Source organism: Amycolatopsis sp. NPDC114503, assembly GCF_055633655.1.
This window is the reverse complement of the sequence record NZ_JBVKDT010000002.1, coordinates 688697-708509: the sequence shown is the minus strand read 5'-3', so window position 1 is coordinate 708509 and position 19813 is coordinate 688697. Positions and strand designations below refer to the sequence as shown.

General features: G+C 69.4%; 24 protein-coding genes. 12 read left to right on the top strand and 12 right to left on the bottom strand.

What is annotated here, in order from left to right; all coding sequences use genetic code 11:
- Positions 1 to 83 precede the first annotated feature (83 nt).
- Positions 84 to 2036 (top strand): aconitate hydratase, encoded by a 1953-nt coding sequence (locus tag ACZ7OI_RS11085; protein ID WP_470264010.1) that lies wholly within the window; start codon positions 84 to 86, stop codon positions 2034 to 2036.
- Here the strand turns inward: ACZ7OI_RS11085 and ku are convergent.
- Positions 2033 to 2932 carry a non-homologous end joining protein Ku gene (ku, locus tag ACZ7OI_RS11080; RefSeq protein WP_470264009.1) on the bottom strand — a complete coding sequence of 300 codons (900 nt, stop codon included), beginning with the start codon at positions 2930 to 2932 and terminating at the stop codon, positions 2033 to 2035. The genes ACZ7OI_RS11085 and ku overlap by 4 nt on opposite strands.
- Positions 2933 to 3034: 102 nt before the next feature.
- On the opposite strand from ku, the gene ACZ7OI_RS11075 reads away from it, so the two are divergent.
- On the top strand, positions 3035 to 3649 hold the full coding sequence (locus ACZ7OI_RS11075; RefSeq protein WP_470264008.1) for a DUF47 domain-containing protein: 615 nt from the start codon (positions 3035 to 3037) through the stop codon (positions 3647 to 3649).
- Positions 3650 to 4645, top strand: coding sequence for an inorganic phosphate transporter (locus ACZ7OI_RS11070; protein ID WP_470264007.1), 996 nt, complete (start codon positions 3650 to 3652; stop codon positions 4643 to 4645).
- On the opposite strand, the gene ACZ7OI_RS11065 is transcribed toward ACZ7OI_RS11070, so the two are convergent.
- The 3 genes from ACZ7OI_RS11065 to ACZ7OI_RS11055 are packed head-to-tail and all read right to left on the bottom strand — an operon-like array spanning position 4646 to position 6644.
- Positions 4646 to 5275, bottom strand: coding sequence for a phosphoribosyltransferase (locus ACZ7OI_RS11065; protein WP_470264006.1), 630 nt, complete (start codon positions 5273 to 5275; stop codon positions 4646 to 4648).
- The gene (locus tag ACZ7OI_RS11060) at positions 5272 to 6324 is read right to left on the bottom strand and encodes an SDR family oxidoreductase (RefSeq protein WP_470264005.1); all 1053 of its coding nucleotides are present in this window, start codon (positions 6322 to 6324) and stop codon (positions 5272 to 5274) included. Before ACZ7OI_RS11060 ends, ACZ7OI_RS11065 begins: the two co-directional genes overlap by 4 nt.
- A complete protein-coding gene (locus ACZ7OI_RS11055; RefSeq protein WP_470264004.1) occupies positions 6309 to 6644 on the bottom strand; it encodes a DUF3040 domain-containing protein in 336 nt (111 codons plus the stop codon). Before ACZ7OI_RS11055 ends, ACZ7OI_RS11060 begins: the two co-directional genes overlap by 16 nt.
- A 148-nt stretch (positions 6645 to 6792) precedes the next feature.
- Here ACZ7OI_RS11055 and ACZ7OI_RS11050 point away from each other — a divergent pair, with 148 nt between their 5' ends.
- Positions 6793 to 7014 carry a hypothetical protein gene (locus ACZ7OI_RS11050; protein ID WP_470264003.1) on the top strand — a complete coding sequence of 74 codons (222 nt, stop codon included), beginning with the start codon at positions 6793 to 6795 and terminating at the stop codon, positions 7012 to 7014.
- 105 nt (positions 7015 to 7119) lie between these two features.
- Here ACZ7OI_RS11050 and ACZ7OI_RS11045 read toward each other — a convergent pair whose 3' ends face one another.
- Positions 7120 to 7653, bottom strand: a complete 534-nt coding sequence (locus tag ACZ7OI_RS11045; RefSeq protein ID WP_470264002.1) for a hypothetical protein — start codon at positions 7651 to 7653, stop codon at positions 7120 to 7122.
- A 484-nt stretch (positions 7654 to 8137) separates the two neighbouring features.
- On the opposite strand from ACZ7OI_RS11045, the gene ACZ7OI_RS11040 reads away from it, so the two are divergent.
- The 4 genes from ACZ7OI_RS11040 (at position 8138) to ACZ7OI_RS11025 (ending at position 11076) form a co-directional block, all read left to right on the top strand.
- Positions 8138 to 8377, top strand: a complete 240-nt coding sequence (locus ACZ7OI_RS11040) for a hypothetical protein (protein WP_470264001.1) — start codon at positions 8138 to 8140, stop codon at positions 8375 to 8377.
- Positions 8370 to 9983 (top strand): hypothetical protein, encoded by a 1614-nt coding sequence (locus ACZ7OI_RS11035; protein WP_470264000.1) that lies wholly within the window; start codon positions 8370 to 8372, stop codon positions 9981 to 9983. The genes ACZ7OI_RS11040 and ACZ7OI_RS11035 overlap by 8 nt, the downstream gene beginning before the upstream one ends.
- Positions 9984 to 9994: 11 nt before the next feature.
- Positions 9995 to 10228: a hypothetical protein gene (locus ACZ7OI_RS11030; protein ID WP_470263999.1), complete on the top strand. Its 234-nt coding sequence runs from the start codon at positions 9995 to 9997 to the stop codon at positions 10226 to 10228.
- A 74-nt stretch (positions 10229 to 10302) separates the two neighbouring features.
- Positions 10303 to 11076 (top strand): hypothetical protein, encoded by a 774-nt coding sequence (locus ACZ7OI_RS11025; protein WP_470263998.1) that lies wholly within the window; start codon positions 10303 to 10305, stop codon positions 11074 to 11076.
- A 7-nt stretch (positions 11077 to 11083) separates the two neighbouring features.
- Here the strand turns inward: ACZ7OI_RS11025 and ACZ7OI_RS11020 are convergent, their stop codons facing one another.
- Positions 11084 to 11542 carry a cupin domain-containing protein gene (locus tag ACZ7OI_RS11020; protein ID WP_470263997.1) on the bottom strand — a complete coding sequence of 153 codons (459 nt, stop codon included), beginning with the start codon at positions 11540 to 11542 and terminating at the stop codon, positions 11084 to 11086.
- Between the two features lie 65 nt (positions 11543 to 11607).
- Between ACZ7OI_RS11020 and ACZ7OI_RS11015 the strand changes: the two genes are divergently transcribed.
- Positions 11608 to 12162 carry a TetR/AcrR family transcriptional regulator gene (locus ACZ7OI_RS11015; RefSeq protein ID WP_470263996.1) on the top strand — a complete coding sequence of 185 codons (555 nt, stop codon included), beginning with the start codon at positions 11608 to 11610 and terminating at the stop codon, positions 12160 to 12162.
- Here the strand turns inward: ACZ7OI_RS11015 and ACZ7OI_RS11010 are convergent.
- From ACZ7OI_RS11010 to ACZ7OI_RS11000, 3 genes are all read right to left on the bottom strand, one after another.
- A complete protein-coding gene (locus tag ACZ7OI_RS11010; protein WP_470263995.1) occupies positions 12159 to 12518 on the bottom strand; it encodes a hypothetical protein in 360 nt (119 codons plus the stop codon). The two genes, ACZ7OI_RS11015 and ACZ7OI_RS11010, sit on opposite strands and share 4 nt — an antisense overlap.
- Before the next feature lie 61 nt (positions 12519 to 12579).
- Positions 12580 to 13782, bottom strand: a complete 1203-nt coding sequence (locus tag ACZ7OI_RS11005; RefSeq protein ID WP_470263994.1) for an NAD(P)/FAD-dependent oxidoreductase — start codon at positions 13780 to 13782, stop codon at positions 12580 to 12582.
- A gap of 143 nt (positions 13783 to 13925) precedes the next feature.
- On the bottom strand, positions 13926 to 14426 hold the full coding sequence (locus tag ACZ7OI_RS11000; protein WP_470263993.1) for a COG4315 family predicted lipoprotein: 501 nt from the start codon (positions 14424 to 14426) through the stop codon (positions 13926 to 13928).
- A 161-nt stretch (positions 14427 to 14587) separates the two neighbouring features.
- Between ACZ7OI_RS11000 and ACZ7OI_RS10995 the strand changes: the two genes are divergently transcribed.
- Positions 14588 to 15067: a DoxX family protein gene (locus tag ACZ7OI_RS10995; RefSeq protein WP_470263992.1), complete on the top strand. Its 480-nt coding sequence runs from the start codon at positions 14588 to 14590 to the stop codon at positions 15065 to 15067.
- A gap of 62 nt (positions 15068 to 15129) precedes the next feature.
- On the opposite strand, the gene ACZ7OI_RS10990 is transcribed toward ACZ7OI_RS10995, so the two are convergent.
- The 3 genes from ACZ7OI_RS10990 to bioB form a co-directional block, all read right to left on the bottom strand.
- Complete coding sequence (locus ACZ7OI_RS10990; RefSeq protein WP_470263991.1) at positions 15130 to 15477, bottom strand: single stranded DNA-binding domain-containing protein; 348 nt, start codon at positions 15475 to 15477, stop codon at positions 15130 to 15132.
- A 192-nt stretch (positions 15478 to 15669) separates the two neighbouring features.
- Positions 15670 to 16815 (bottom strand): 8-amino-7-oxononanoate synthase, encoded by a 1146-nt coding sequence (locus tag ACZ7OI_RS10985; RefSeq protein WP_470263990.1) that lies wholly within the window; start codon positions 16813 to 16815, stop codon positions 15670 to 15672.
- Positions 16812 to 17870, bottom strand: a complete 1059-nt coding sequence (bioB, locus tag ACZ7OI_RS10980; RefSeq protein WP_470263989.1) for a biotin synthase BioB — start codon at positions 17868 to 17870, stop codon at positions 16812 to 16814. The genes ACZ7OI_RS10985 and bioB overlap by 4 nt, the downstream gene beginning before the upstream one ends.
- 48 nt (positions 17871 to 17918) lie before the next feature.
- Here bioB and ACZ7OI_RS10975 point away from each other — a divergent pair, with 48 nt between their 5' ends.
- Together ACZ7OI_RS10975 and ACZ7OI_RS10970 are read left to right on the top strand one after the other, a co-directional pair.
- Positions 17919 to 18461, top strand: a complete 543-nt coding sequence (locus tag ACZ7OI_RS10975) for a TetR family transcriptional regulator (protein WP_470263988.1) — start codon at positions 17919 to 17921, stop codon at positions 18459 to 18461.
- A gap of 136 nt (positions 18462 to 18597) precedes the next feature.
- Positions 18598 to 19575 carry an arsenic resistance protein gene (locus tag ACZ7OI_RS10970; protein ID WP_470263987.1) on the top strand — a complete coding sequence of 326 codons (978 nt, stop codon included), beginning with the start codon at positions 18598 to 18600 and terminating at the stop codon, positions 19573 to 19575.
- The last annotated feature ends 238 nt before the right edge of the window (positions 19576 to 19813 follow it).

The window sequence follows — 19813 nt, the reverse complement described above, 5'->3', positions numbered from 1 at the left end:
CGTTCTTGATCCCCGGATTGCCCGCGTGGACCCAGCGGAAACATGGGCGGTTCGCCGCGCCCGGAACGGGTACCCGCCCAGGCGTGGGACGCGAACAGACTCTCGCCGGGCGGCTGCTGGCCGACCACCTGGTCGCCGGCCGGCTCGAACCAGGGACCGAAATCGGCCTGCGGGTCGATCAAACGCTGACCCAGGACGCCACGGGCACGCTCGTGATGCAGGAGCTTGAGGCGCTCGGGCTCGACCGCGCGCGGACCGAGCTGAGCGTCCAGTACGTCGACCACAACCTGCTGCAGGCGGACGAGAAGAACGCCGAGGACCACGCTTACCTGCGTTCGGCGTGCCGCCGGTTCGGGCTGTGGTTCTCCAAAGCGGGCAACGGGGTTTCGCATCCGACGCACATGGAGCGCTTCGGAATACCCGGCAAGAGCCTCGCCGGGTCCGATTCGCACACCTGCGCGGCCGGGGCGCTGGGCATGCTCGCCGTCGGCGTCGGCGGCCTCGAGGTGGCGCTGGCCATCGCGGGGGAACCGCTCTACCTGCGGATGCCGGAGATCTGGGGTGTCCGGCTGAGCGGCGAGCTGCCGCCGTGGGTGTCGGCGAAGGACGTCGTGCTGGAGATGCTGCGCCGGCACGGCGTGAGCGGCGGGCGGCACCGGATCATCGAGTACCACGGGCCGGGGCTCGCGTGTCTGAGCGCGATGGACCGGCACGTGATCGCGAACATGGGCGCTGAGCTGGGCGCGACCGCAACCGTGTTCCCGGCCGACGAAGCGATCCGCGCGTTCCTGCGAGCGGAGGGACGCGAGCACGACTTCCGCGACCTGCGTGCCGGACGCGACGCTTCCTACGACATCGAAGACGAGATCGATCTGTCCACTGTGGAGCCGCTGGTGGCGAAGCCGTCTTCGCCGGGCAACGTGGTGCCGGTGCGCGAGGTGTCGGGCACTCCGGTGGCGCAGGTGGTGCTCGGTTCGTCGGCCAACCCCGGGTTCCGGGACTTCGCGGTCGCCGCGGCCACGGTCCGGGGCAGGCAGACAGCCGATTCGGTGAGCTTCGACGTCAACCCGACCTCGCGGCAGATCCTCGTCGAACTGGCCCGCAGCGGACACCTCACCGACCTCGTCGCCGCCGGGGCGCGGGTGCACCAGGCAGGCTGCCTCGGCTGCATCGGGATGGGCCAGGCGCCCGCGCCCGGCACGAACTCGCTGCGCACGTTCCCGCGGAACTTCCCCGGCCGGTCCGGCACCTCGGACGATTCGGTCTGGCTGTGTTCGCCGGAAACCGCGGCGGTGTCGGCGCTGACCGGCGTGCTGACCGATCCGCGCGACTACGCCACCGTTCACCATCTGGCGCATCCGCGCGTCTCCGGACCAGCCCGCTCGGCGGCCGACCCGCGCGTCTTCACCGCTCCGTTGCCCGACGAAGAGGCCTTGCGGGAGGAGCTGGTGAAGGGCCCGAACGTCGCCGGGTTGCCGGACTTCGAGCCGCTGCCGGACGAGATCGAGGGGCCGGTCCTGCTGAAGGCCGGAGACGACGTGTCGACCGACGAGATCTCGCCCGCCGGCGCACGCGCGCTGCCGTTCCGTTCGAACATCCCGAAGCTGGCGGAGTTCACGTTCACCCGGATCGACGAGGACTACCCGAAGCGCGCGGCCGGCAGTCCGGCGCATTTCGTGGTGGCCGGGGAGAACTACGGCCAGGGTTCGTCGCGCGAGCACGCCGCGATCACTGCCCGGTACCTGGGCCTGCGGGTGGTTGTGGCCCGGTCGTTCGCGCGGATCCACTGGCAGAACCTGGTGAACTTCGGGGTGCTGCCGCTGGAATTCGCCGATCCGGAAGACGGCGAGAAGATCCAGCGCGACGACGTGCTGTGCGTGTCCGGGCTGCACCGGCTGGCCGAGACGGCGGAGTTCACCGTCCGGAACCAGACCCGGGACGAGGAATACCGCGCGAAACACCAGTTGTCGCCGCGCCAAGTCGACGTCTTGCTGGCAGGCGGGCGAATCCCGCAGCTGGCGAGGGCGCTGAGCTAGGACGCCTTCAGCGCGGCCTCCAGATCGGCGCGCGACATCTTCGATCGGCCCTTGACGTCGCGTTCCTTCGCCAGCTTCCGCAGTTCCGTCTTGGACAGCTCCGACAGATCCGGGGTACGCGGCCGACGGCTGCCCCGCACGCTCTTGGCCAGCGCCTCCATCAGGTCGACCACCTTCGTCGGCTGCTCCGGCTCCGCGGCGGGCGTCACGGTGTTCCCGGCCTTCTTCGCCTCGATCAGCTCCTCCACCCGCTCGCGGTAGGTGTCGTGGAACTCCTCCGGCCGCCACGGCTCGGACATCGCGTCGATCAGCTTCACCGCGAGGTCCAGCTCCTTCTGGTTGGTCTTGGCCTTGGCGGGCAGCTGCGGCACGTCGTCCGCGCTGCGCATCTCGGCGGCGTAGTGCAGCGTGTTGAGCACGATCACGCCGTCTCCGGCGCGGGCGAGCGCGAGGTGCTCGCGGCCGTGGAAGACGAACTTCGCGACGGCCGCCTTGTCCCGGCGGGAGAGTGCGTCGAGCAGCAGCACGTACGGGCGCTGCGCCTCCTCCTTGGCGGGGGCGAGCCAGTAGGCGCGGTCGAAGTACATCGGGTCGACGTCGGCGAGGTCCACGAAGCTCTCCACCTCGAGCGAGCGCGAGCGGCCTGGCGCGATCTCGTCCAGTTCCTCCTGCTCGACCAGCACGTACTCGTCGTCGCCGACCTCCCGGCCGCGCACGATGTCGTCGTAGGGCACCTCGTCGCCGGTCCGCTCGTTCACCCGCCGGTAGCGGATGCGGTCCCGCGTCCCGCGCTGGAACTGCGTGAAGTGCACCGCGTGGTCCTCGACCGCCTTGTACATCCGCACCGGGACGTTCACCAGCCCGAACGACAGCGCACCCTGCCACACCGGACGCATCGGCAGCTCCTTCCTCCCTGATTGCCCGCTGGGTACCCGGTGCGGGCGATCGGCACACCGCGCCGGTGTAAGCGTGCGGCATTCGGGGTAACTGATCCTCCGATGCGCATAAAACCTCGCGGAAGCCAGTTCTTCCAGCTGCTCGCGGACGCGGCGGCCAACCTCGTCACCGCCACCGCGCTGCTGCGCGATCTCACCGAGGCCGCGCCGCCGGACCGGGAGGCGATCGCCGCCCGCCTGCACGAGGTCGAACACGCCGGCGACGACCTGACCCACACCATCATGGTCGAGCTGAACAGCACGTTCGTCACGCCGTTCGACCGCGAGGACATCCAGGCGCTGGCCGCGCGGATCGACGACGTCCTGGACTTCCTGGACACCGCCGCCGACCTCGCGGTGCTGTACCGGCTGGAGGAGTTTCCGCCGGGCACGAAGGGGATGCTGCGGGTGCTGTGCCGCGCCGCGGAGCTGACCGCGGAAGCGATGCCGGGGCTGGCGAAGGTCGGCGAGCTCTCGCCGTACTGGATCGAGATCAACGCGCTGGAGAACGAGGCGGACCACACCTACCGGCGGATGCTCGCCGACCTCTTCCAGCCGGGGGCGGACGCGCTCGAAGTGATGAAGGCGAAGGAAGTCGTCGAACAGTTCGAACTGGCGGCCGACGGATTCGAGCACGTCGCGGACGTGGTGCAGACGATCGCGGTCAAGGAGTCCTGAGTGGACGGCACCGCCGCGCTGGTCGCGGTCGTGGCGCTGACGATTTTCTTCGACTACACCAACGGTTTCCACGACGCGGCCAACGCGATCGCCAGCGCGGTGTCGACGCGGGCGCTCCCGCTGCGCACCGCGCTCGTGCTGGCCGCGGTGATGAACCTGGCCGGAGCGCTGCTGTCGACCGGGATCGCCGCGACTGTCGCGAAAGGAATCATCGACGTCCCGGCCGGTCCTGGCGCGCTGACCGTGGTGCTCGCCGCGCTCGTCGGCGCGATCGCGTGGAACCTGGTGACCTGGTATTTCGGGCTGCCGTCCTCGTCGTCGCATTCGCTGATCGGCGGCATGGTCGGGGCCGCGCTGGCCGCGGCGAGCACGGTGCACTGGACGGGCATCGTCGAGAAGGTGCTGGTGCCGATGGTCGCTTCGCCGCTGCTCGGGCTGGTGCTCGGGTATGCGGCGATGGTGGCGGTGCTGTGGTTGCTGCGGCGGGCGAATCCGCACCGCAGCGGCCGGGTGTTCCGGCGGCTGCAGATCGTGTCGGCTTCGGCGCTGGCGCTCGGGCACGGGTTGCAGGACGCGCAGAAGGGGATGGGCGTGCTCGTCCTGGCGCTGATCGCGGCGGGGAAGCAGAACACGTTTTCGGTGCCTCTGTGGGTGACGCTCGTGTGCGCCGGGGCGTTGTCGCTCGGTACTTGCTCGGGCGGTCTGCGGATCATGCGGACGCTCGGCCGCCGGGTGTTCCCGCTCGATCCGCCGCACGGGTTTGTCGCGGAATCCGTGGGGGCTTCGGTGTTGTACCTGACTGCTTTCGCGGTGAAGGCGCCGATTTCGACCACGCACGTGATCACGGCGGCGGTGATGGGGGTCGGCGCGACGCGGCGGCTTTCGGCGGTGCGGTGGGGGATCGCGCGCGACATCGTGCTGGGGTGGGTGCTCACGTTCCCGGCCGCGGCGGGGGTCGCGGCGCTGGCTTTCTGGCTGTTGTCGGCGTTCGGCTGATCACCGGGGAACGAGGGCGAGGACTTCGTCGTCGCTGGTCGGGCTGAAGTCCGCGTAGAATTCGCCGACCGCGCGGAAGTCTTCCGGCTCCCTGAGGCACACCACCTCGTCCGCCTCGCGAGCCAGCTTGTCCAACGCGGACGGCGCGCCGACCGGAGCGGCGAAGACCAGCCGCAGCGGCGCGTACGACCGAAGGGTTCGCAGCGCGGCGATCGCGGTCCCACCGGTGGCGACGCCGTCGTCGACCACCACCACGTCGCGCCCGGCCGGCGAGCGCGGGACGCGACTGCCGAGGTAGCGGCGGACCTGGTCGCGGGCTTCGGTGCGGGCGTGGTCGACGAGATGGGCGATGTCGCCGGTCGTCAGCCCGAGTGCGCGAAGCCCGGCGCGGTCGAAGAACGGCGGCCCGTCCGCCGCGACGGCGCCGAGGCCGAGCTCCGGCTGTCCCGGTGCGCCGATCTTGCGGGCGACCAGGAGTTCCAGCGGTGCGTCCAGTTCACGGGCGACGGGTGCGGCAACCGGAAGACCGCCGCGGGCGAGCCCGAAGACGACCGGGTCGGCCCACTCCCGCCAGACCAGTGCGGCGGCGAGCCGGGCACCCGCTTCGGCACGGTTCCGGAACGGTCTCACCGGCGGCCTTTCCCCGCACGCCAGCGGAATCGACGGTCCTTTCCGGACTTGAGGGTGCGGCGCAGCAGCTGTCCGGCCGCGAGAACGGCGGCGGTCAGCCCGGCCGCCACCGCACCGTGACGGCGGCTCAGCACCGGCTGGACGTCGTGCGCTTTCGCCTGCTTGTCGAATTCCCCGTGCGCGCCGTAGTCGTACCCGCGCGGGCCGTCCGCCGGTTCCCACAGGTTCGCGGGCTGGCTCGGCGGCTGGGGCCGGCCGGTCTGCTGCGCGCCGAAGCCGGTGCGGGCGAGGTAGCGGTCGAGCAGCCCGGGCGCGACGGCGTTGGCCAGCAGCGTCGCCGCGGTGCTCGTGCCGACCCAGTACTCGCGGCGGCGCGGATGATCGGCGGCGTGCAGCACCGCGCGGGCGGCGAGTTCGGGCTGGTAGATCGGCGGAACCGGCTGGGCGTGCTCGGGCAGCCGGGACAGCAGCCAGGTGAACTGCGGAGTGTTGACCGCGGGCAATTGCACCATGGTCGTGCGAATCGCGCTGCGCTCGTGGAGAAGTTCGCAGCGCAGCGCTTCATTGAAGCCCTGAATCGCGTGTTTGGCCCCGCAGTACGCGCTCTGCAACGGGATTCCGCGATACGCGAGCGCCGAGCCGACCTGGACGACAGTGCCCGCGTTCCGCGGTTTCATCCGGGCCAGCGCGGCCATTGTGCCGTGCACGAAACCGAGGTAAGTCACTTCGGTGACCCTGCGGTACTCCTCGGGTTTGACGTCAGCGAACGGAGCGAACACCGAACTGAACGCGACATTGACCCAGACGTCGATCGGCCCCAGTTCTCGCTCGACACGGGTCGCGGCGGCGTCGACCTGGGCGAAATCGGCTACGTCCGTCGGCTGCTCAAGCGGCGTGCCGCCGGCTTCACGGACGTCTTCCGCCGCGGCGGCGAGCCCCTTTTCGCCGCGCGCCAGCAGGGCGACTTTCGCGTCGCGGCTTCCGTAAGCACGCGCGACGGCCCGGCCCACTCCGGCGCTGGCCCCGGTCACGACTACGACGGGCGGCATGGGAATCCTTTCCCCGGACCGGGAGTCCGGCGGGTCGGCGGACGCAGGCACTCCTGGCGGGCGACGTGCCCGCACACCGCGACCGCGGCCAGCACGAAGCCGAGCAGCGCGAGCGGCACCTCCGGCGGAAAGGCGATCCCGCAGGCCACGAGCCCCGCCGCGATCGCGGTGAGGGTCCAGCACGCCACCGGCCACGCCCGGCGCAGCGGCCACGCCGACCGGCCGAAGGCGCGGCGCACCCACAGTGCGTCGGTGGCGAGAAGATCTCGTTCCATCGACCGCAGCGCCCGGTGGGGATCCGGCTGCCGGTGTGGCGCCATCGCCTGCTCCCTTCCGCCTGACCGACGGCTTACCCGCTTCCGGCCAGGGCAAACCGGAAGGACGGAAGCGTCCGGTTTGCCCGGGAGGGCGAAGGGTAACCGGGCGGGGGAGCGCAATCGCCGGAGAACTCCTCGGAGGGAGCACGAAATGAGCAGGCTGCTGGTGGACCCGGAAAGCGCGACCGTCCCTTGTGGACAGTGCGGACGCGAGGCGGTGCACGTGGGCAGGCTGGTCCAGGAAGACGGGACGCCGGTCAGCCACGCGGTGGTGTGCACGGTGTGCCGCGCTCATCGGCCGGGGCCGGGGCTGGGGGAGACGCGACGTCCTCGGCTGGCGATGCTTTCGCGGCCCGCCGAAAGCCGCCCTTAGGACTGCCGTCGCGGAGTCGGTGAAGGTCCGTGAAGGGCTCCTTGAGGGAATCAGATTCCCTCAAGGAGCCCTTCACGGACGTTGCGCGGCAGCCGGAATCCCGGCTCAGTCGATGCCCAGCACGGACTCCGCGGTAGTCCAGTTCGTGAGCATCGCGTGCTGCGCGTCGGCCAGCGTGGCCTTCCCCGCGCAGACCGCTTTCTTGACCGCGTTCTCGACGGAGTCCTTGCTGTAGGCGTTCTGGTCGCCGTCGTGCGGTTCGGGCCAGAGGTTCTTCGGGTCCCTCGGCGCCCCGCCCAGTTCGAGCGGCAGGAAGTGGTCCTCCTCGTACGAGCTGAGCGAGGTGTCGGAGTAGCCGTAGTCGATGATGCCCTGCTTCTTGAGCTGGTTGGTGTAGCTCGTCGGCGGGCGGATGGTGGCCGTCCAGCCGGAAACGCAGATCGTGTCGTCGATGGTGTCCTGGGTGACGTCCGGGTTGGTCGCGCCCGGCGTGCAGGCCGGGTCGGGCAGCGGGAGATAGGACTGCGAGCACTTGGCGGCGAGGGTGTGCGGGACGTCGGCGTGCGCGGCTGGCGCGATCAGCGTCAGCGAACCGGCCAAAACGGTGGCCGACGCGGCGAAACGGGCAAGTCGGGACATGGAAATCTCCTCCTCGGTCACGGTCGCGCCAGCGTCCGCCGAGACCGGGTGAACGCACTACCTACCTTCGAAGGAATGCGTGAAGAATTAACCGGGTGCTCAACTTGACGGACGGCAAAATGCACAAGGTGGACGTAAATCCGAGGGGCTCCCGAGGTGCGGCGGCGGGATGATCCGCCAATGCCGGGCAATCCGGTCGAACCTGGCCGAACGGGTCTTGAAGTGCTTGATCCGCCAGCATTCGGGCATGCCGGGCAGGAGTGGGCCGGAGGCTCCCGGCGCCTGGAAAGGTTCTTGGAAACTGTTTCCGGTCGGTTTTTATGCGCCTTCGGCGGGAGTTCGGGAAAAAATGGTGAAATCGATTTCCGCTGCGCCGTTCGGCTGAAGGTTGCGGGGTGCCGTATCTGTTTCCGGCTTTTGTGCGACCTTTTTCGTGAACGCCGCCGGAATGGATCTTTTCCGGCGGATTCCCCGGGGGTGAGCGATGGGCGAACGGTCCGGTGCGGGACGCGGCGAGGGCGCGGAAAGCGGCCCGGCGGACGAAAACGCGCCCGCCGAACCGGCAGCGGGATACGAGATTCCGATCGGGATGCCGGTTCCGGCAGCCGAGATGGAGCGGCTGAAGGCGGCCGCGCGGCGGCACCGCGATCGGGAGGAGGCCGACGCCCCGGCACGGGCCGGCGACGAGGCCGCGGAGGAAGAGGGTGATCACCGTGATGCCTGAAGCACAGGTGCTCGAGGGCCAAGCCGGAGAAACGGCCGGCGGCGCGTCGCGGGAGATGGCGGATCTGACGGTCGGCGAACTGCTCGCCGAACCGCCGTCGCCGGAGCGGTCTCCGTTGTTCGCGCAACGGTTTCCGGTGCCGGTCGAGGAGTACGACCAGCTGAAGACCGGGGCGCGGGAGCACGGCGCGGAGGCGCTGGCGCCAGTGGACGCGCCCGACGTGCAGCTCGACGAGGAGGCGGCGGCGGAACTGCCGGAGGACAATCCGCCCGAGGACGAGTTCGTCGAGGGACGGGCCCCGGCGGCGTCGGCGAGTTTCGAGGGAGTCTCGCAAACCGCGTTCCGGCCGCCGGACTGCACGGTCGCGGTCGGCCCGAAGCAGGTGATGGCGGCGGTCAACGTCGACCTGGTCGGGTACGACAAGACCGGTCTGCAGCAGTTCCGGTGGGCGAATTTCACCGCGATGTTCAACCCGGTTCTGCCCGCCGGGGCACAGCTTTTCGACCCGAAGCTGGCGTATGACCACTACAGCGGCCGGTGGATCGTCTGCATCGCCGCCCGGCGCGCGAACCCGCGGGGCTCGTGGATCATGCTCGGCGTCTCGCAGACCGGCGACCCCGCGGGCGGGTACTGGATCTGGAGCACCGACGCGACCGCGAACGGGTCCACCGGAACCGGCAACTGGTCGGACTACCCGATGCTGGGCTTCGACTCCCAGGCGATTTACGTGTCCACCAACCAGTTCGCCTTCGGCGGCGGGTTCGCCTACGCGAAACTGCGGATCTTCAACAAGGCGGAGCTGTACGGCGGCGGCGCGGGCGGCGGCCACACCATCCGCTGGTGGGACTTCTGGGGCCTGAAGAACCCGGACGGGAGCGCCGCGTTTTCCGTGCAGCCGTGCTGCCATTTTCAAGGCGCAGGCGGGAATCCGCGGGCTTACCTGGTGAACTCGCTGTTCCCGTCGGGATCGAGCCTGACCCTCTGGACGCTGTCGAACCCGCTCGGCCTGTGGTCCGGCGGCGCGCCGGCGCTCGCCTCGGCCGCGGTCAGCTGCCGCAGCTACAACCTGCCGCCCGGCGCGGTGCAAAAGGACGGCGGGACAACGCGAATCGCCACGAACGACACCCGGTTGCTCAACGCGGTCTTCCAGGCGGCGGGCCGGACCCAGCGTTTGTGGACGACGCACACCTCCGCGTACAGCTGGCCGGGCGACTCCGAGGCGCGGTCGGTGGTGCAGTGGTACGAGATCGACGTGCCCAGCCGCTCGATCACGCAGCAAGGAGCGTTCGGCGCGCCCCGCAGGCACTACTTCTTCCCGGTGGTCCAGACCGACATTTCCCGCAACGCCCACGTGGCGTTCGGCCGGTCCGCGGACGACGAGTACGGCCACTTCCGCCAGACCGGTCGCCTCGCCACCGACCCGCCGGGAACGTTGCAGGGCAGCGCCTCGGTGATCGCCGGGCAGAGCGCCTACACCGGCGGCAGATGGGGCGACTACTTCGGCATCGGCCGGGATCCCTCGGATTCCCGGACCGTGTGGAGCTACGGCGAATACGCCGGCGCGGGCAACACCTGGCGGACGCGCCTCAACGCGGCGAAGTACTGAGGGAGGTTCTCGTGAACACTGCAAGAAAGTTCCGGATCGCGGCCGAGGCGGCGCTTGGCGCGCTCAGTGCCGTCGTGCTGGTGCTGACGCTGGCGGTTCCGGACTGGATCGAGCGCACGACCGGCGCGTCCCCCGACGGCGGGGGCGGAGAGGCTGAGTGGCTGCTCACGGCGGTCGCTTGCGTGGCGACGGTTTTGTTCGCGGGGCTGGCCGCGTGGGAGTGGCGGCGGCTGCGGACGGCGTGAACAGCGGGCGGGCACCGGTTTCCGCCGGTGTCCGCCGCCGGTTATGGAGTTTCGCGGCACCGTAAGCTGATCCGGTGACTGTCTTCGAGCCGTCGTCCGTGGTCCGCCGATCAGAACTTCCGATGTATGCGGTGGAAAACCTGTGCGATCCGGTGAGTCCCGGTACGCGGAACACTTTCGGCGGCCGGCCGATCCTGCCCGAGGGCGAGAACTGGCCGGACTGCTACTGCGGCGAGCGGATGACGTTCTTTTTCCAGCTGGACGTCCCGCCGGACATCGCGCGGTTCGGCGGCGACCACCTGCTCGTGTTCCAGTGCCCGGTGCACAACGACGCGGCCTGTCTCGAAGGCGGCCAGGAGCAGCTTCCGGAGCGGTACTGGGAAAAACCGAGGATTTTCGGCCACCCCGGCGCGTTCTGGCGGATCATGCTGCACCGGGACCCGACCGGCCCGGCCGAAGCGGAGGAACCGTTTCTCGCCGCCTCCGAGCTGGTGCTCCGTCCGGAGTTCGAGACGGAGACCGTCTGGCGGGACGAGACCCGCGCTCGGTACGCCACCGACGACGAATTGTTCGCCGCCCAGGGCGTCGGCCGGAGCGAGTTCAAAGTCGGAGGGCTGCCGCGCTGGCTTCAGGATCCGGAAAGCCACCGCTGCGCATGCGGTGCCGAGATGCGATTCCTGGGCGGGATTCCGGAGGACGTCGGTTTCGCGATGCGGCCCGGCCAGCCCGAACAGCCGGACAGCTCCTATTCTGACGCCTATGTGTTGTTCCTCGGCAACGCGTTGTACTTGTTCGCGTGCCCGGAGCACTGCCATCCGGCGGCGGTCTGGCCGGTGCTGCAGCACTGACGGTCGGTTATTCCTCATAGGCGATCGAGTACCGAGCCGCCACCGGATTGATCTTCACCGGGTCCACCGCGCCGTCTGTCAGCACCGCGGGACCCGCCTCGAACAGATCCTCCAGATAATGCTCCCACCCGCCCGGCGACGAGATCTGCAGCAACCGCGGCGCCGGATCCGAAACCGCCCGCAGCGCGTGCGGGACCCCGTGCGGCAGCAGCACGAACATCCCCTTCGTCGCGACGTGCGTCTCGTCGGCGAAGTCGATGCCCAGTTCGCCTTCGAGGACGTAAATGCATTCGTCGGCCTCGTGGTGGACGTGGCGCGGGATGTCTCGCGCCAGCGTCACCTCCAGCAGGGAAAACCGGGCCTCGGTGTCGCCCGTCATCGCCTTCACCGCGAACGCGGGCGGCAGCGGCACCCGGCCCGGGCGTGCCTCGCCGGGCTGCAGCAGCAGGAAGCGGTTCTTCGTCATGGGGTATCCTCGCAGACATAGTGGAAGCGGAGTCCGTTTCCAGATTAGCCGGAGGAGGGCGTCGGTTGTCAACGGAGCGCAAGCCGAGGGCGGACGCGGAACGCAACCGGGCACGGGTCCTGGAGGCGGCCCGCACACTGCTGGCCGAGCACGACGACGTCCAGCTGCCGGAGATCGCGCGGGTCGCCGGGGTGGGCGTCGGGACGGTGTACCGGAATTTCCCGGACCGCCGGGCGCTCGTGGAAGCGTTGGCGGAGCAGCGGTTCGCCGAGATCGCGCAGTACGCGCGGAAGCGGTGCCTCGACGGGAAGTCCGGGGTCAAACGCTATCTGCGGCACGTCGGCGAGGTGCTGTCCGGGGACCGGGCGCTGTCGTCGGCCATCGAGGCGGCGCGCGGGTCGGCGGGGAGCGAACCGCGTGGCGACGCCTTGGCAGAGCTGGAAATCGTGGTGGCGCAGGCGATCGCGGCGGACCAGGCGGCGGGGGTGCTCCGCGCGGACTGCACGGTGGGCGACGTGTATCTGCTGGTCGGCTGTCTGTCGTCGGTGGTCCGCACGGGGAGCGGGGACTGGCGGCGGTTTCTGGAGCTGGCGTTGGAAGGGCTGCTGCCCCGGGACTAGTCGTCCAAGCGCACCAGGTATGAGTTCAGTTCGCCGATGTCGTGCATCGCGATCAGCACGGCGGTCATCTTCCGCACGCCGGGTTCGCGGACGATCAGCCCGTCTGGAACGGCGAAGTAGCTGCCACCGGCGCACTCGCCGGTGCGTTCCCAGCGGCGCATGATCCGGTCCACCTCGTCGAGGGTGAACATCGTCGCGCTCCACCGGGAACCGTCGGGGTAGTGGACCTCGACGTCGACATTGTCCACCTCGTCCGGTTTCTCGCCGCCGCCGACGAGAAACTTCGCGTCGAAGGCCGAGGTCTGGACGACGTAACACGGGGAGTCCCACCCGGCGGAGAGGATTTCGGTCGCCACGGCGGGAAAGCCTAGCGGGCCGCCCCGGAAACCAGTCCGGAACGGCCCGCCGGCACCGAAATCAGGCGAGGTCCTCCAGCGGAACCCCGGGGTCGGCCAGCCGCTCCGGGTCCACTGCCTTGCCGGAGCGGATGAGCGCCTTGATCGGGTCTGTGACGTCCCAGACGTTGACGTTCATCCCGGCCAGCACGCGGTTCTCCTTGAGCCAGAAGGCGATGAACTCGCGCCCGGCCACGTCGCCGCGGAACACCACGCGGTCGTGGCCCTCGATGGTGCCCAGGTACTCCATGCCGAGGTCGTACTGGTCGGTGAAGAAGTACGGCAGCTCGTCGTACGACTCCTCCTTGCCGAGCATCCCGGCGGCGGCCACAGCGGGCTGGTTGAGCGCGTTCGCCCAGTGCTCGACGCGCAGGTGCTTGCCCAGGAACGGGTGGTAAGCGTTCGCGACGTCGCCGGCGGCGAAGATGTCCGGGTCGCTCGTGCGCAGGCTCGCGTCGGTCACCACGCCGTTGTCGACGCGGAGGCCGGCCGCCTCGGCCAGTTCGACGTTCGGCTTCGCGCCGATCCCGGCCAGCACGGCGTCCGCCTCGAGGACGCTGCCGTCGCTCAGGCGGATCCGCTTGCTCTGGCCGCCGTTGGAAATGTGCTCGACCTGGACGCCGAGCCGCAGGTCGACGCCGTGCGCGCGGTGCAAGTCGGCGAACACCGGGGCGACGTCGGGGCCGAGCGCGGTGATCAGCGGCAGTTCGAGCGCCTCGACGACGGTGACCTCCACTCCGGCCTGGCGCGCGGCGGCGGTCGCTTCGAGCCCGATCCAGCCGCCGCCGACGACCACCAGCTTGGCTGCGGTGCCGAACAGTTCCCGGAGCCGGTCGGAGTCCTCGATCCGGCGCAGGTAGTGGATCCCCGCCGTGTCGGGCAGCACGCGCGGGCTCGCGCCGGTGGCCAGCAGGAGCTTGTCGTAGCCGAGGCTCGTGCCGTCGTCGAGCGTCACCTGCTTCTCGTCCCGCACGATCGCGGTCGCCTTGACGCCCTGGCGCAGCTCGACGTTCTTTTCGGCGTACCACGCGGCGTCGTGCACCTGGAAGCTCTCGGCCTCGGCGTTGCCCGCGAGGTAGTCCTTCGACAGCGGCGGACGCTCGTAGGGAAGGTGCCGCTCGTCGCCGACGATGATGATTTTCCCGTCGAAACCCTTGTCGCGCAACGCTTCCGCGGCCTTGGCTCCGGCCAGCCCTGCTCCGATGATGACGAACGGCGAGGTCACTGAAGAACTCCTTCGATGCGGGGACGACGGGAGTACTTATATCACTAGCGAAGTTTGGTCTTATTCAGCCGCTCGGTCAAGTTCCCCTGATCAGAGGTACCCCTTTGAGGCTGCGCCTACCCGGAAGGGCGTTACCTCGCCGCTCAGTAGCTGCCTCCGCCGTACCCGCCCGCCGGCGCGGAACTGGTAGTGGTGACCGCCGCGCCGTCCGAGGCGACCATCCACCATTGCCCGCCGTTGAGGTTCAGGCCCTGGCCGTTGGTCTGCCCGGCGGATTTGTCGCCGACGTACCGGTACAGCGGATGCCCGCCGAGCGTTTCCTGCTTGGACCCGTCCGGCCGGGTGATGGAGCCGACGGCACCCTGGGCCGGGCCGGTGAGCGGGGTGCCGGCGGCGACCGGGGGCCAGTAGCTTGCGCAGCTCGCGGCGCAGGCGGACTGGCCGCCGTGGTCCGCGGCGAACAGGTAGATCGTGTCGCCTTTGCTGTCGGTCAAATGCGTCGGCGCGGCGGGTGGTGCGGCTGCTCTCCCGCCTCCGTTGCCGCTAGTGGTTCCGCTGCTGCACGCCGCGGCGAGCAGGCCCGCCGCGACCAGTGCGGCCAGCAGTCCGGAAGTTCTTGGGGTCGCCAGAGTTTTGACCTTCATCCCAGCCTCCAACAGTGCGTGGGTGATGCCCTTACTCCGACACGAGGCCGGCGCCGGAACGGTTCAGCCGGGTTTGTCGAGCGTCACAGCGTCTGGACGGAGGCGGACCCGCCCCGTACGGTATGGCAAGCCTTACCTTAGTCACTCTTCGAGGAGGACCCATGCCAGAGCGTGTGCTCGACCGGGCCGTCCCGTTCGTGCTCGGCCTGTTCCGGATCGTCGTCGGGCTGCTCTTCGCGGCCCACGGCGCGGCGGCGCTGTTCGGGATTTTCGGCGGCGGCCCGAAGGGCGGAACGGTCGCGGTCGGCGTGTGGCCGTCCTGGTACGCGGCGGTGATCCAGCTCGGATGCGGCCTCTTGGTGGCCTTCGGGGCGGGCACCCGGGTCGCGGCGTTGGTCGCGTCGGGCTCGATGGCGTACGCGTACTTCGTCGTCCACCAGCCGGACGGGTTGCTGCCGCTGCAGAACCACGGCGAGCCCGCGGCGATGTTCTGCTGGGCGTTTCTGTTGCTGGCCTTCACCGGGCCGGGTGCGCTGGCGCTTGATGCGTTGTTCCGGAAGGGCGCGACTGGGGCTGGCGCTGAGGCAAGCGAAAGGCGCGCGCCCGGCGGACTGCGATCCGCCGAACGCGCGCCTTTGTGACGTCGTGTCAATGTGCCTCAGATGCTCGGCACGCGGGCTGCCGATGCCGTGGCCTGTTCACCTCAGTTGCCGGTGAAGAAGATCCCGGTCGCCCACACCGTGCCAAAGCTGTCGCTGGTCGCGCCGCGGTAGAAAGGGTGGGTGTGTCCTTGGTTGTCCCGCAAGTATCCCTCATAGCTGTCCGAGTGCACCGCATAGACGCCCGGGAGGTCCATCCAGCCTTCATTGGAGTTCCTGTCGCCGTCCCAGACGTAGCAGTAGGAGTGGCCGGAGTTGCCGAAATAGACCCGGACGACGCTCGAGAGGTTGCACGTGGAGTTCACGACCTTGGCGTCGGCCGGGGTTGTCGCAACGAGGACGCCGACAGTGGCGAGGATGGCTCCGGTTGCCAGTCTTCGGGCAAGATTCATGTGTCTCCCCTGACGATGTGTGCTTGGTGGGTCGGTTCCCGGGCAAGCGCCGCCGAGGAGTGTGCGAGCCCCCGTGCCGCGCTCAGTGCAGGACGGCCCGTTTCGGGGCCGTGGTGCGAAATCGAGGCTAAGAGCCGCCGTCCTAGATTCGTCCTAGATCCGTTCCCTGAGCGCGGAGGAGCCAGGAATCGGTCAGACGATGCTCGCGGCACGCGACCACAGGGCAGCGAGCCGCGCGGCCTCCTGAGCGCGGTCCAAATCAACCCCGGCGCGTGCGACCAGCCGGAGCCGGGAGATGCCGTCCGGGACGCTCGGCGGGCGGAAGCAGCCGACGACGATGTCTCGTTCGTACAGCAGGTTCGCGGCGGCCACGGCCTGCTCGGGCGAGTCGGCGGGAATCGACTGCACCGCACCAGGCGCCCGCGAAACCCCTGCGGCGTCGGCGATCGCGACTGCGGCGCGGTGCAACTCCTCGACGCGCGAAGGCTCGGCCGCGATGATCCGGCACGCTTCCGCCGCACTCGCCGCCGCGGCGGGGGCGAGGCCGGTGTCGAAGATGAACGTCCGCGCGGTGTTGACCAGGTGTTCGCGCAGCAGCGGCGATCCCAGCACCGCACCGCCCTGCGCGCCCAATGCCTTCGACAGGGTGGCCGTCACCGCGACGTGCGGTGCGCCCGCGAGACCGGCCGCGTGCACCGCGCCCCGGCCGTTGCCCGCGACGCCGATGCTGTGCGCTTCGTCCACCACCAGGAACGCGTCGTGTTCAGCGCACAATGCCGCGGTGCGAACAAGATCCGTGGCATCGCCGAGCACCGAATAGATCGATTCGACCACCACGATCGCCCGTTCCTGCGACCGGTCGCGCAGCAGATGCGCCAGCGCGTCCAGGTCGCCGTGCGGGCAGATCGCGACGGGGGAGCGGGACAGCCGCGCGCCGTCGATCAGCGACGCGTGGATGTGCGCGTCGGTGATCAGCAACGTGTCCGGCGAACCGAGTGCGGTGATGACGCCGATGTTCGCCGTGTAGCCGCTGGAAAACCCGAGCGCGGCCGGTTGTCCGGAGAGGGCGGCCAGTTCGCGTTCCAGTTCGGTGTGACACGGCGTGGTGCCGGTGACGACTCGCGACGCGCCCGCGCCCGCGCCGTACTTCTCGACGGCTCGGACGGCGGCTGCGCGCAATCGCGGATCAGTGCTGAGGCTCAGATAATCGTTCGACGCGAGGTCCAATGTGGACGCTCGCGGATGCCGCCGATCATCGGTCCGCCGGACGAGACCGGCGACGCGCCGGTCCCGTTCGGCGGCGGTCAGCCAGTCGTGCATCGACACCACGGCGGTCACGCGTTGGGTGCGGCGGCGGTGCCCGCGCCGCGTTCCCGCAGGGACGGCGCGGAGTGCCCGGCCTGCTGCTGCTCGCCCGCGCCGAGAACCTCGAACCCGGCGTCGGCGATCATCTCCAGGTCGGCCTTCGCGGCCTGGCCTTCGCTGGTGAGGTAGTCGCCGAGGAACAGCGAGTTCACCGCGTGCAGCGCGACCGGCTGCAGCGACCGCAGGTGCATCTCGCGACCGCCGGCCATCCGGACTTCCTTTGCCGGGCAAGCGAATCGCGCCAGCGCGAGGATTCGCAGCGCGCGCAACGGGTTCAGCTCCCATGTCCCGGCGAGCGGCGTGCCCTCGAACGGCATCAGGAAGTTGACCGGGATCGAATCGCTGTCGATGTCGCGCAGCGCGAAGATCGCGTCGATCAGCTCGTCGTCGGTCTCGCCCATGCCGACGATCAGGCCGGAGCACGCGGAAAGCCCGGCGGACTTGGCCTTTTCGACGGTGTCCACCCGGTCGTCGTACCCGTGCGTCGTGCAGATCTCGGAGTACCGCGACTCGCTCGTGTTGAGGTTGTGGTTATAGGCGTCGACGCCGGCTTCGCGCAGCTTCTCGGCCTGACCGTCCTTGAGCAGCCCGAGGCACGCGCACACCTCCACGTCGGCGTGGGCGGACTTCACCGCCTCGACGGCCTGGGCGACGCGGTCGACGTCGCGGTCGCTCGGCCCGCGCCCGCTCGCGACCAGGCACACCCGCGACGCCCCGCCTTGGACGCCCGCGCTCGCCTGGCGCGCCGTTTCCTCGGCGGACAGCCACGAGTACTTGAGGATCTGCGCGGACGACCCGAGCCGCTGCGAGCAGTACCCGCAGTCCTCGGGGCACAGGCCCGATTTCAGGTTGACGAGGTAGTTGACCTTGACCCGGTTGCCGAAATGCGCGCGCCGCAGCCGCCCGGCAGCCGCGACCAGGCCGAGCACGTCCTCGTCCGGCGCTTCCAGCACCGCGCGGGCGTCAGTTCGGTCGAGTACGCCGCCGGCCAGCTGCCGGTCGGCCAGGTCGTCGAAGGTTTTGAACACCTGTCAAATCCTAGGCGGCCGCTCGGCGCGAAGCAAGCGGCAGGCAGAATGAGAGGGGTGAAGGTGACGCGAGACCAGATCGTCGACCGGGCGTACGAGCTGCTGCGAGAAGCCGGGCTGAGCAGCTTGTCGATGCGGCGGGTGGCCCTCGACCTGGGGGTCCAGCCGGGCGCGCTGTACTACCACGTCGCCAACAAACAGGAGCTGCTCGCCGTCGTCGCCGCGCGGATCCTGAAGGGGCTGCCGGGAGTGGCGAAGGACCCGCGCGAGGCGGCCGAGGGTTTTCGCTCGGCGCTGCTGCAAGTCCGCGACGGCGCCGAGGTGGTGTCGTTCGTGCAGGCCTATCGGCCGGATCTGCTGGTGCCTACGCACGCGTTGCGGCAGCTGTTCACCGGGAAGTTCGACGAGCGGCGCGCGGAGTGGGCGGCGCGGACGGTTGTCCACTATGTACTCGGCTTTGTCTCGGAGGAGCAGAACCACGCCGAGCTGGTGCGTGCGGGGATCGTCGAGGAGGATCCGGCGCACAGCGGGGATTCGGACGAGGCGTTCGGGTTCGGGATCGATGCGATCCTTAGTGGACTGTCCGGCTGATTGTTCGGTGCTGGGCCGTTCTTTCTCCGGCGGGTGGAACGGGTCTTGCCAGCGTTAGGATTCGTCAAGAAGCCTGCTTTTCCGGGTCGATCGTTACGCTGGTCCGGTACCTGGATTTCGCGGAGGAGCGTGTCTGTTGTCGCAATCATCCGGTCTGGTGTCGCGGATGGAACGGCACCAGGTCGCTATTTATCTCGGCGCGCTGGCCGTCGGGGCGCTGCTCGGCTGGCTTGCCCCGGCGGTCGGGCCGGGGTTGGAGCCGGCGATCAATCCGGTGCTGGCGGTGCTGTTGTACGTCACGTTCCTGCAGGTGCCTGTCGCCGAACTGGGGCGGTCGCTGCGCGACGGCCGGTTTCTCGGCGCTGTGCTGGTGGTGAACTTCGTCGTGGTGCCGGTGGTTGTCGCGGCGATGTTCCCCTTTTTCCCGGCGGGGCAGGGGCTGCGGCTGGGCATGCTGCTCGTGTTGTTGGCTCCGTGCGTCGATTACGTGATCGTGTTCAGTGGCTTGGCTGGGGGCAGCGGTCGCCTGGTTGCTGTGACGCCGTTGTTGTTGCTTGCGCAGATGGTTCTTTTGCCTGGGTTCTTGTTTCTTTTTCTCGGCGGGGATTTGGCGCGGGTCTTGCGGGTTGGGCCGTTTCTTGAAGCGTTTCTGGTGTTGATTGTGATGCCGTTGGTGCTGGCCTGGCTGACCCAAGGGTGGGCGGCTCGGCGCGAGGGTGGGGGTCGGTTCGTCGGGGCGGCTGGGGGCGGGATGGTGCCGTTGATGGCGGCGACGTTGGGGACGGTTGTCGCGTCGCAGGTGCCGAAGCTCAACGGGGGGCTCGGGGCGGTTGTGTCGGTGGTGCCGTTTTATGTGGTTTTTCTGGGGGTGATGGCGTTCGCTGGGGTTGGGGTGGCGCGGTTGTTTCGGGTGGACGGTGCTGCGGGGCGGGCGGTTGTGTTCACCGGGGCTACGCGGAACTCGTTGGTGGTGCTTCCGGTGGTGTTGGCGTTGCCGGGTGAGTTTGCGGTTGTGGTGGTTGTGGTGGTTGCGCAGACGTTGGTGGAGGTGGTGGGGATGGTTTGTTTTGTGCGGGTGGTGCCTTGGTTGGTGCCGTTGGATGGGCGGAGGTAGGGGGGTCGGGTGGCTGTTTCTGGCGGGTGGGTAGTAGGGGTGTGCTGTGGTGACTGTCCTTAGTGGACTGGGGTGGGGTGGGGCTGGTAGTGCGGCAGAACTGTGTTTGATGGCGCCGGCTCCGCCGTCGCGTGCGGGATCGCCTTTAGTCGGCGTGGGTGGGGGGGGGGGGGGGTGTTCGGGGGGTGGGGGGCGCGGAGCACTGAACAGATTGCGCGTTTCTCTTCTTGGTAGGGGG

Coding starts and splice junctions, on each gene's coding strand:
- ku (WP_470264009.1), bottom strand. CDS start 2,932: ATGCGTCCGGTGTGGCAGGGTGCGCTGTCGTTCGGGCTGGTGAACGTC.
- ACZ7OI_RS11075 (WP_470264008.1), top strand. CDS start 3,035: ATGCGCATAAAACCTCGCGGAAGCCAGTTCTTCCAGCTGCTCGCGGAC.
- ACZ7OI_RS11060 (WP_470264005.1), bottom strand. CDS start 6,324: ATGCCGCCCGTCGTAGTCGTGACCGGGGCCAGCGCCGGAGTGGGCCGG.
- ACZ7OI_RS11055 (WP_470264004.1), bottom strand. CDS start 6,644: ATGGCGCCACACCGGCAGCCGGATCCCCACCGGGCGCTGCGGTCGATG.
- ACZ7OI_RS11050 (WP_470264003.1), top strand. CDS start 6,793: ATGAGCAGGCTGCTGGTGGACCCGGAAAGCGCGACCGTCCCTTGTGGA.
- ACZ7OI_RS11045 (WP_470264002.1), bottom strand. CDS start 7,653: ATGTCCCGACTTGCCCGTTTCGCCGCGTCGGCCACCGTTTTGGCCGGT.
- ACZ7OI_RS11040 (WP_470264001.1), top strand. CDS start 8,138: ATGGGCGAACGGTCCGGTGCGGGACGCGGCGAGGGCGCGGAAAGCGGC.
- ACZ7OI_RS11035 (WP_470264000.1), top strand. CDS start 8,370: ATGCCTGAAGCACAGGTGCTCGAGGGCCAAGCCGGAGAAACGGCCGGC.
- ACZ7OI_RS11020 (WP_470263997.1), bottom strand. CDS start 11,542: ATGACGAAGAACCGCTTCCTGCTGCTGCAGCCCGGCGAGGCACGCCCG.
- ACZ7OI_RS11000 (WP_470263993.1), bottom strand. CDS start 14,426: ATGAAGGTCAAAACTCTGGCGACCCCAAGAACTTCCGGACTGCTGGCC.
- ACZ7OI_RS10995 (WP_470263992.1), top strand. CDS start 14,588: ATGCCAGAGCGTGTGCTCGACCGGGCCGTCCCGTTCGTGCTCGGCCTG.
- ACZ7OI_RS10990 (WP_470263991.1), bottom strand. CDS start 15,477: ATGAATCTTGCCCGAAGACTGGCAACCGGAGCCATCCTCGCCACTGTC.
- ACZ7OI_RS10975 (WP_470263988.1), top strand. CDS start 17,919: ATGAGAGGGGTGAAGGTGACGCGAGACCAGATCGTCGACCGGGCGTAC.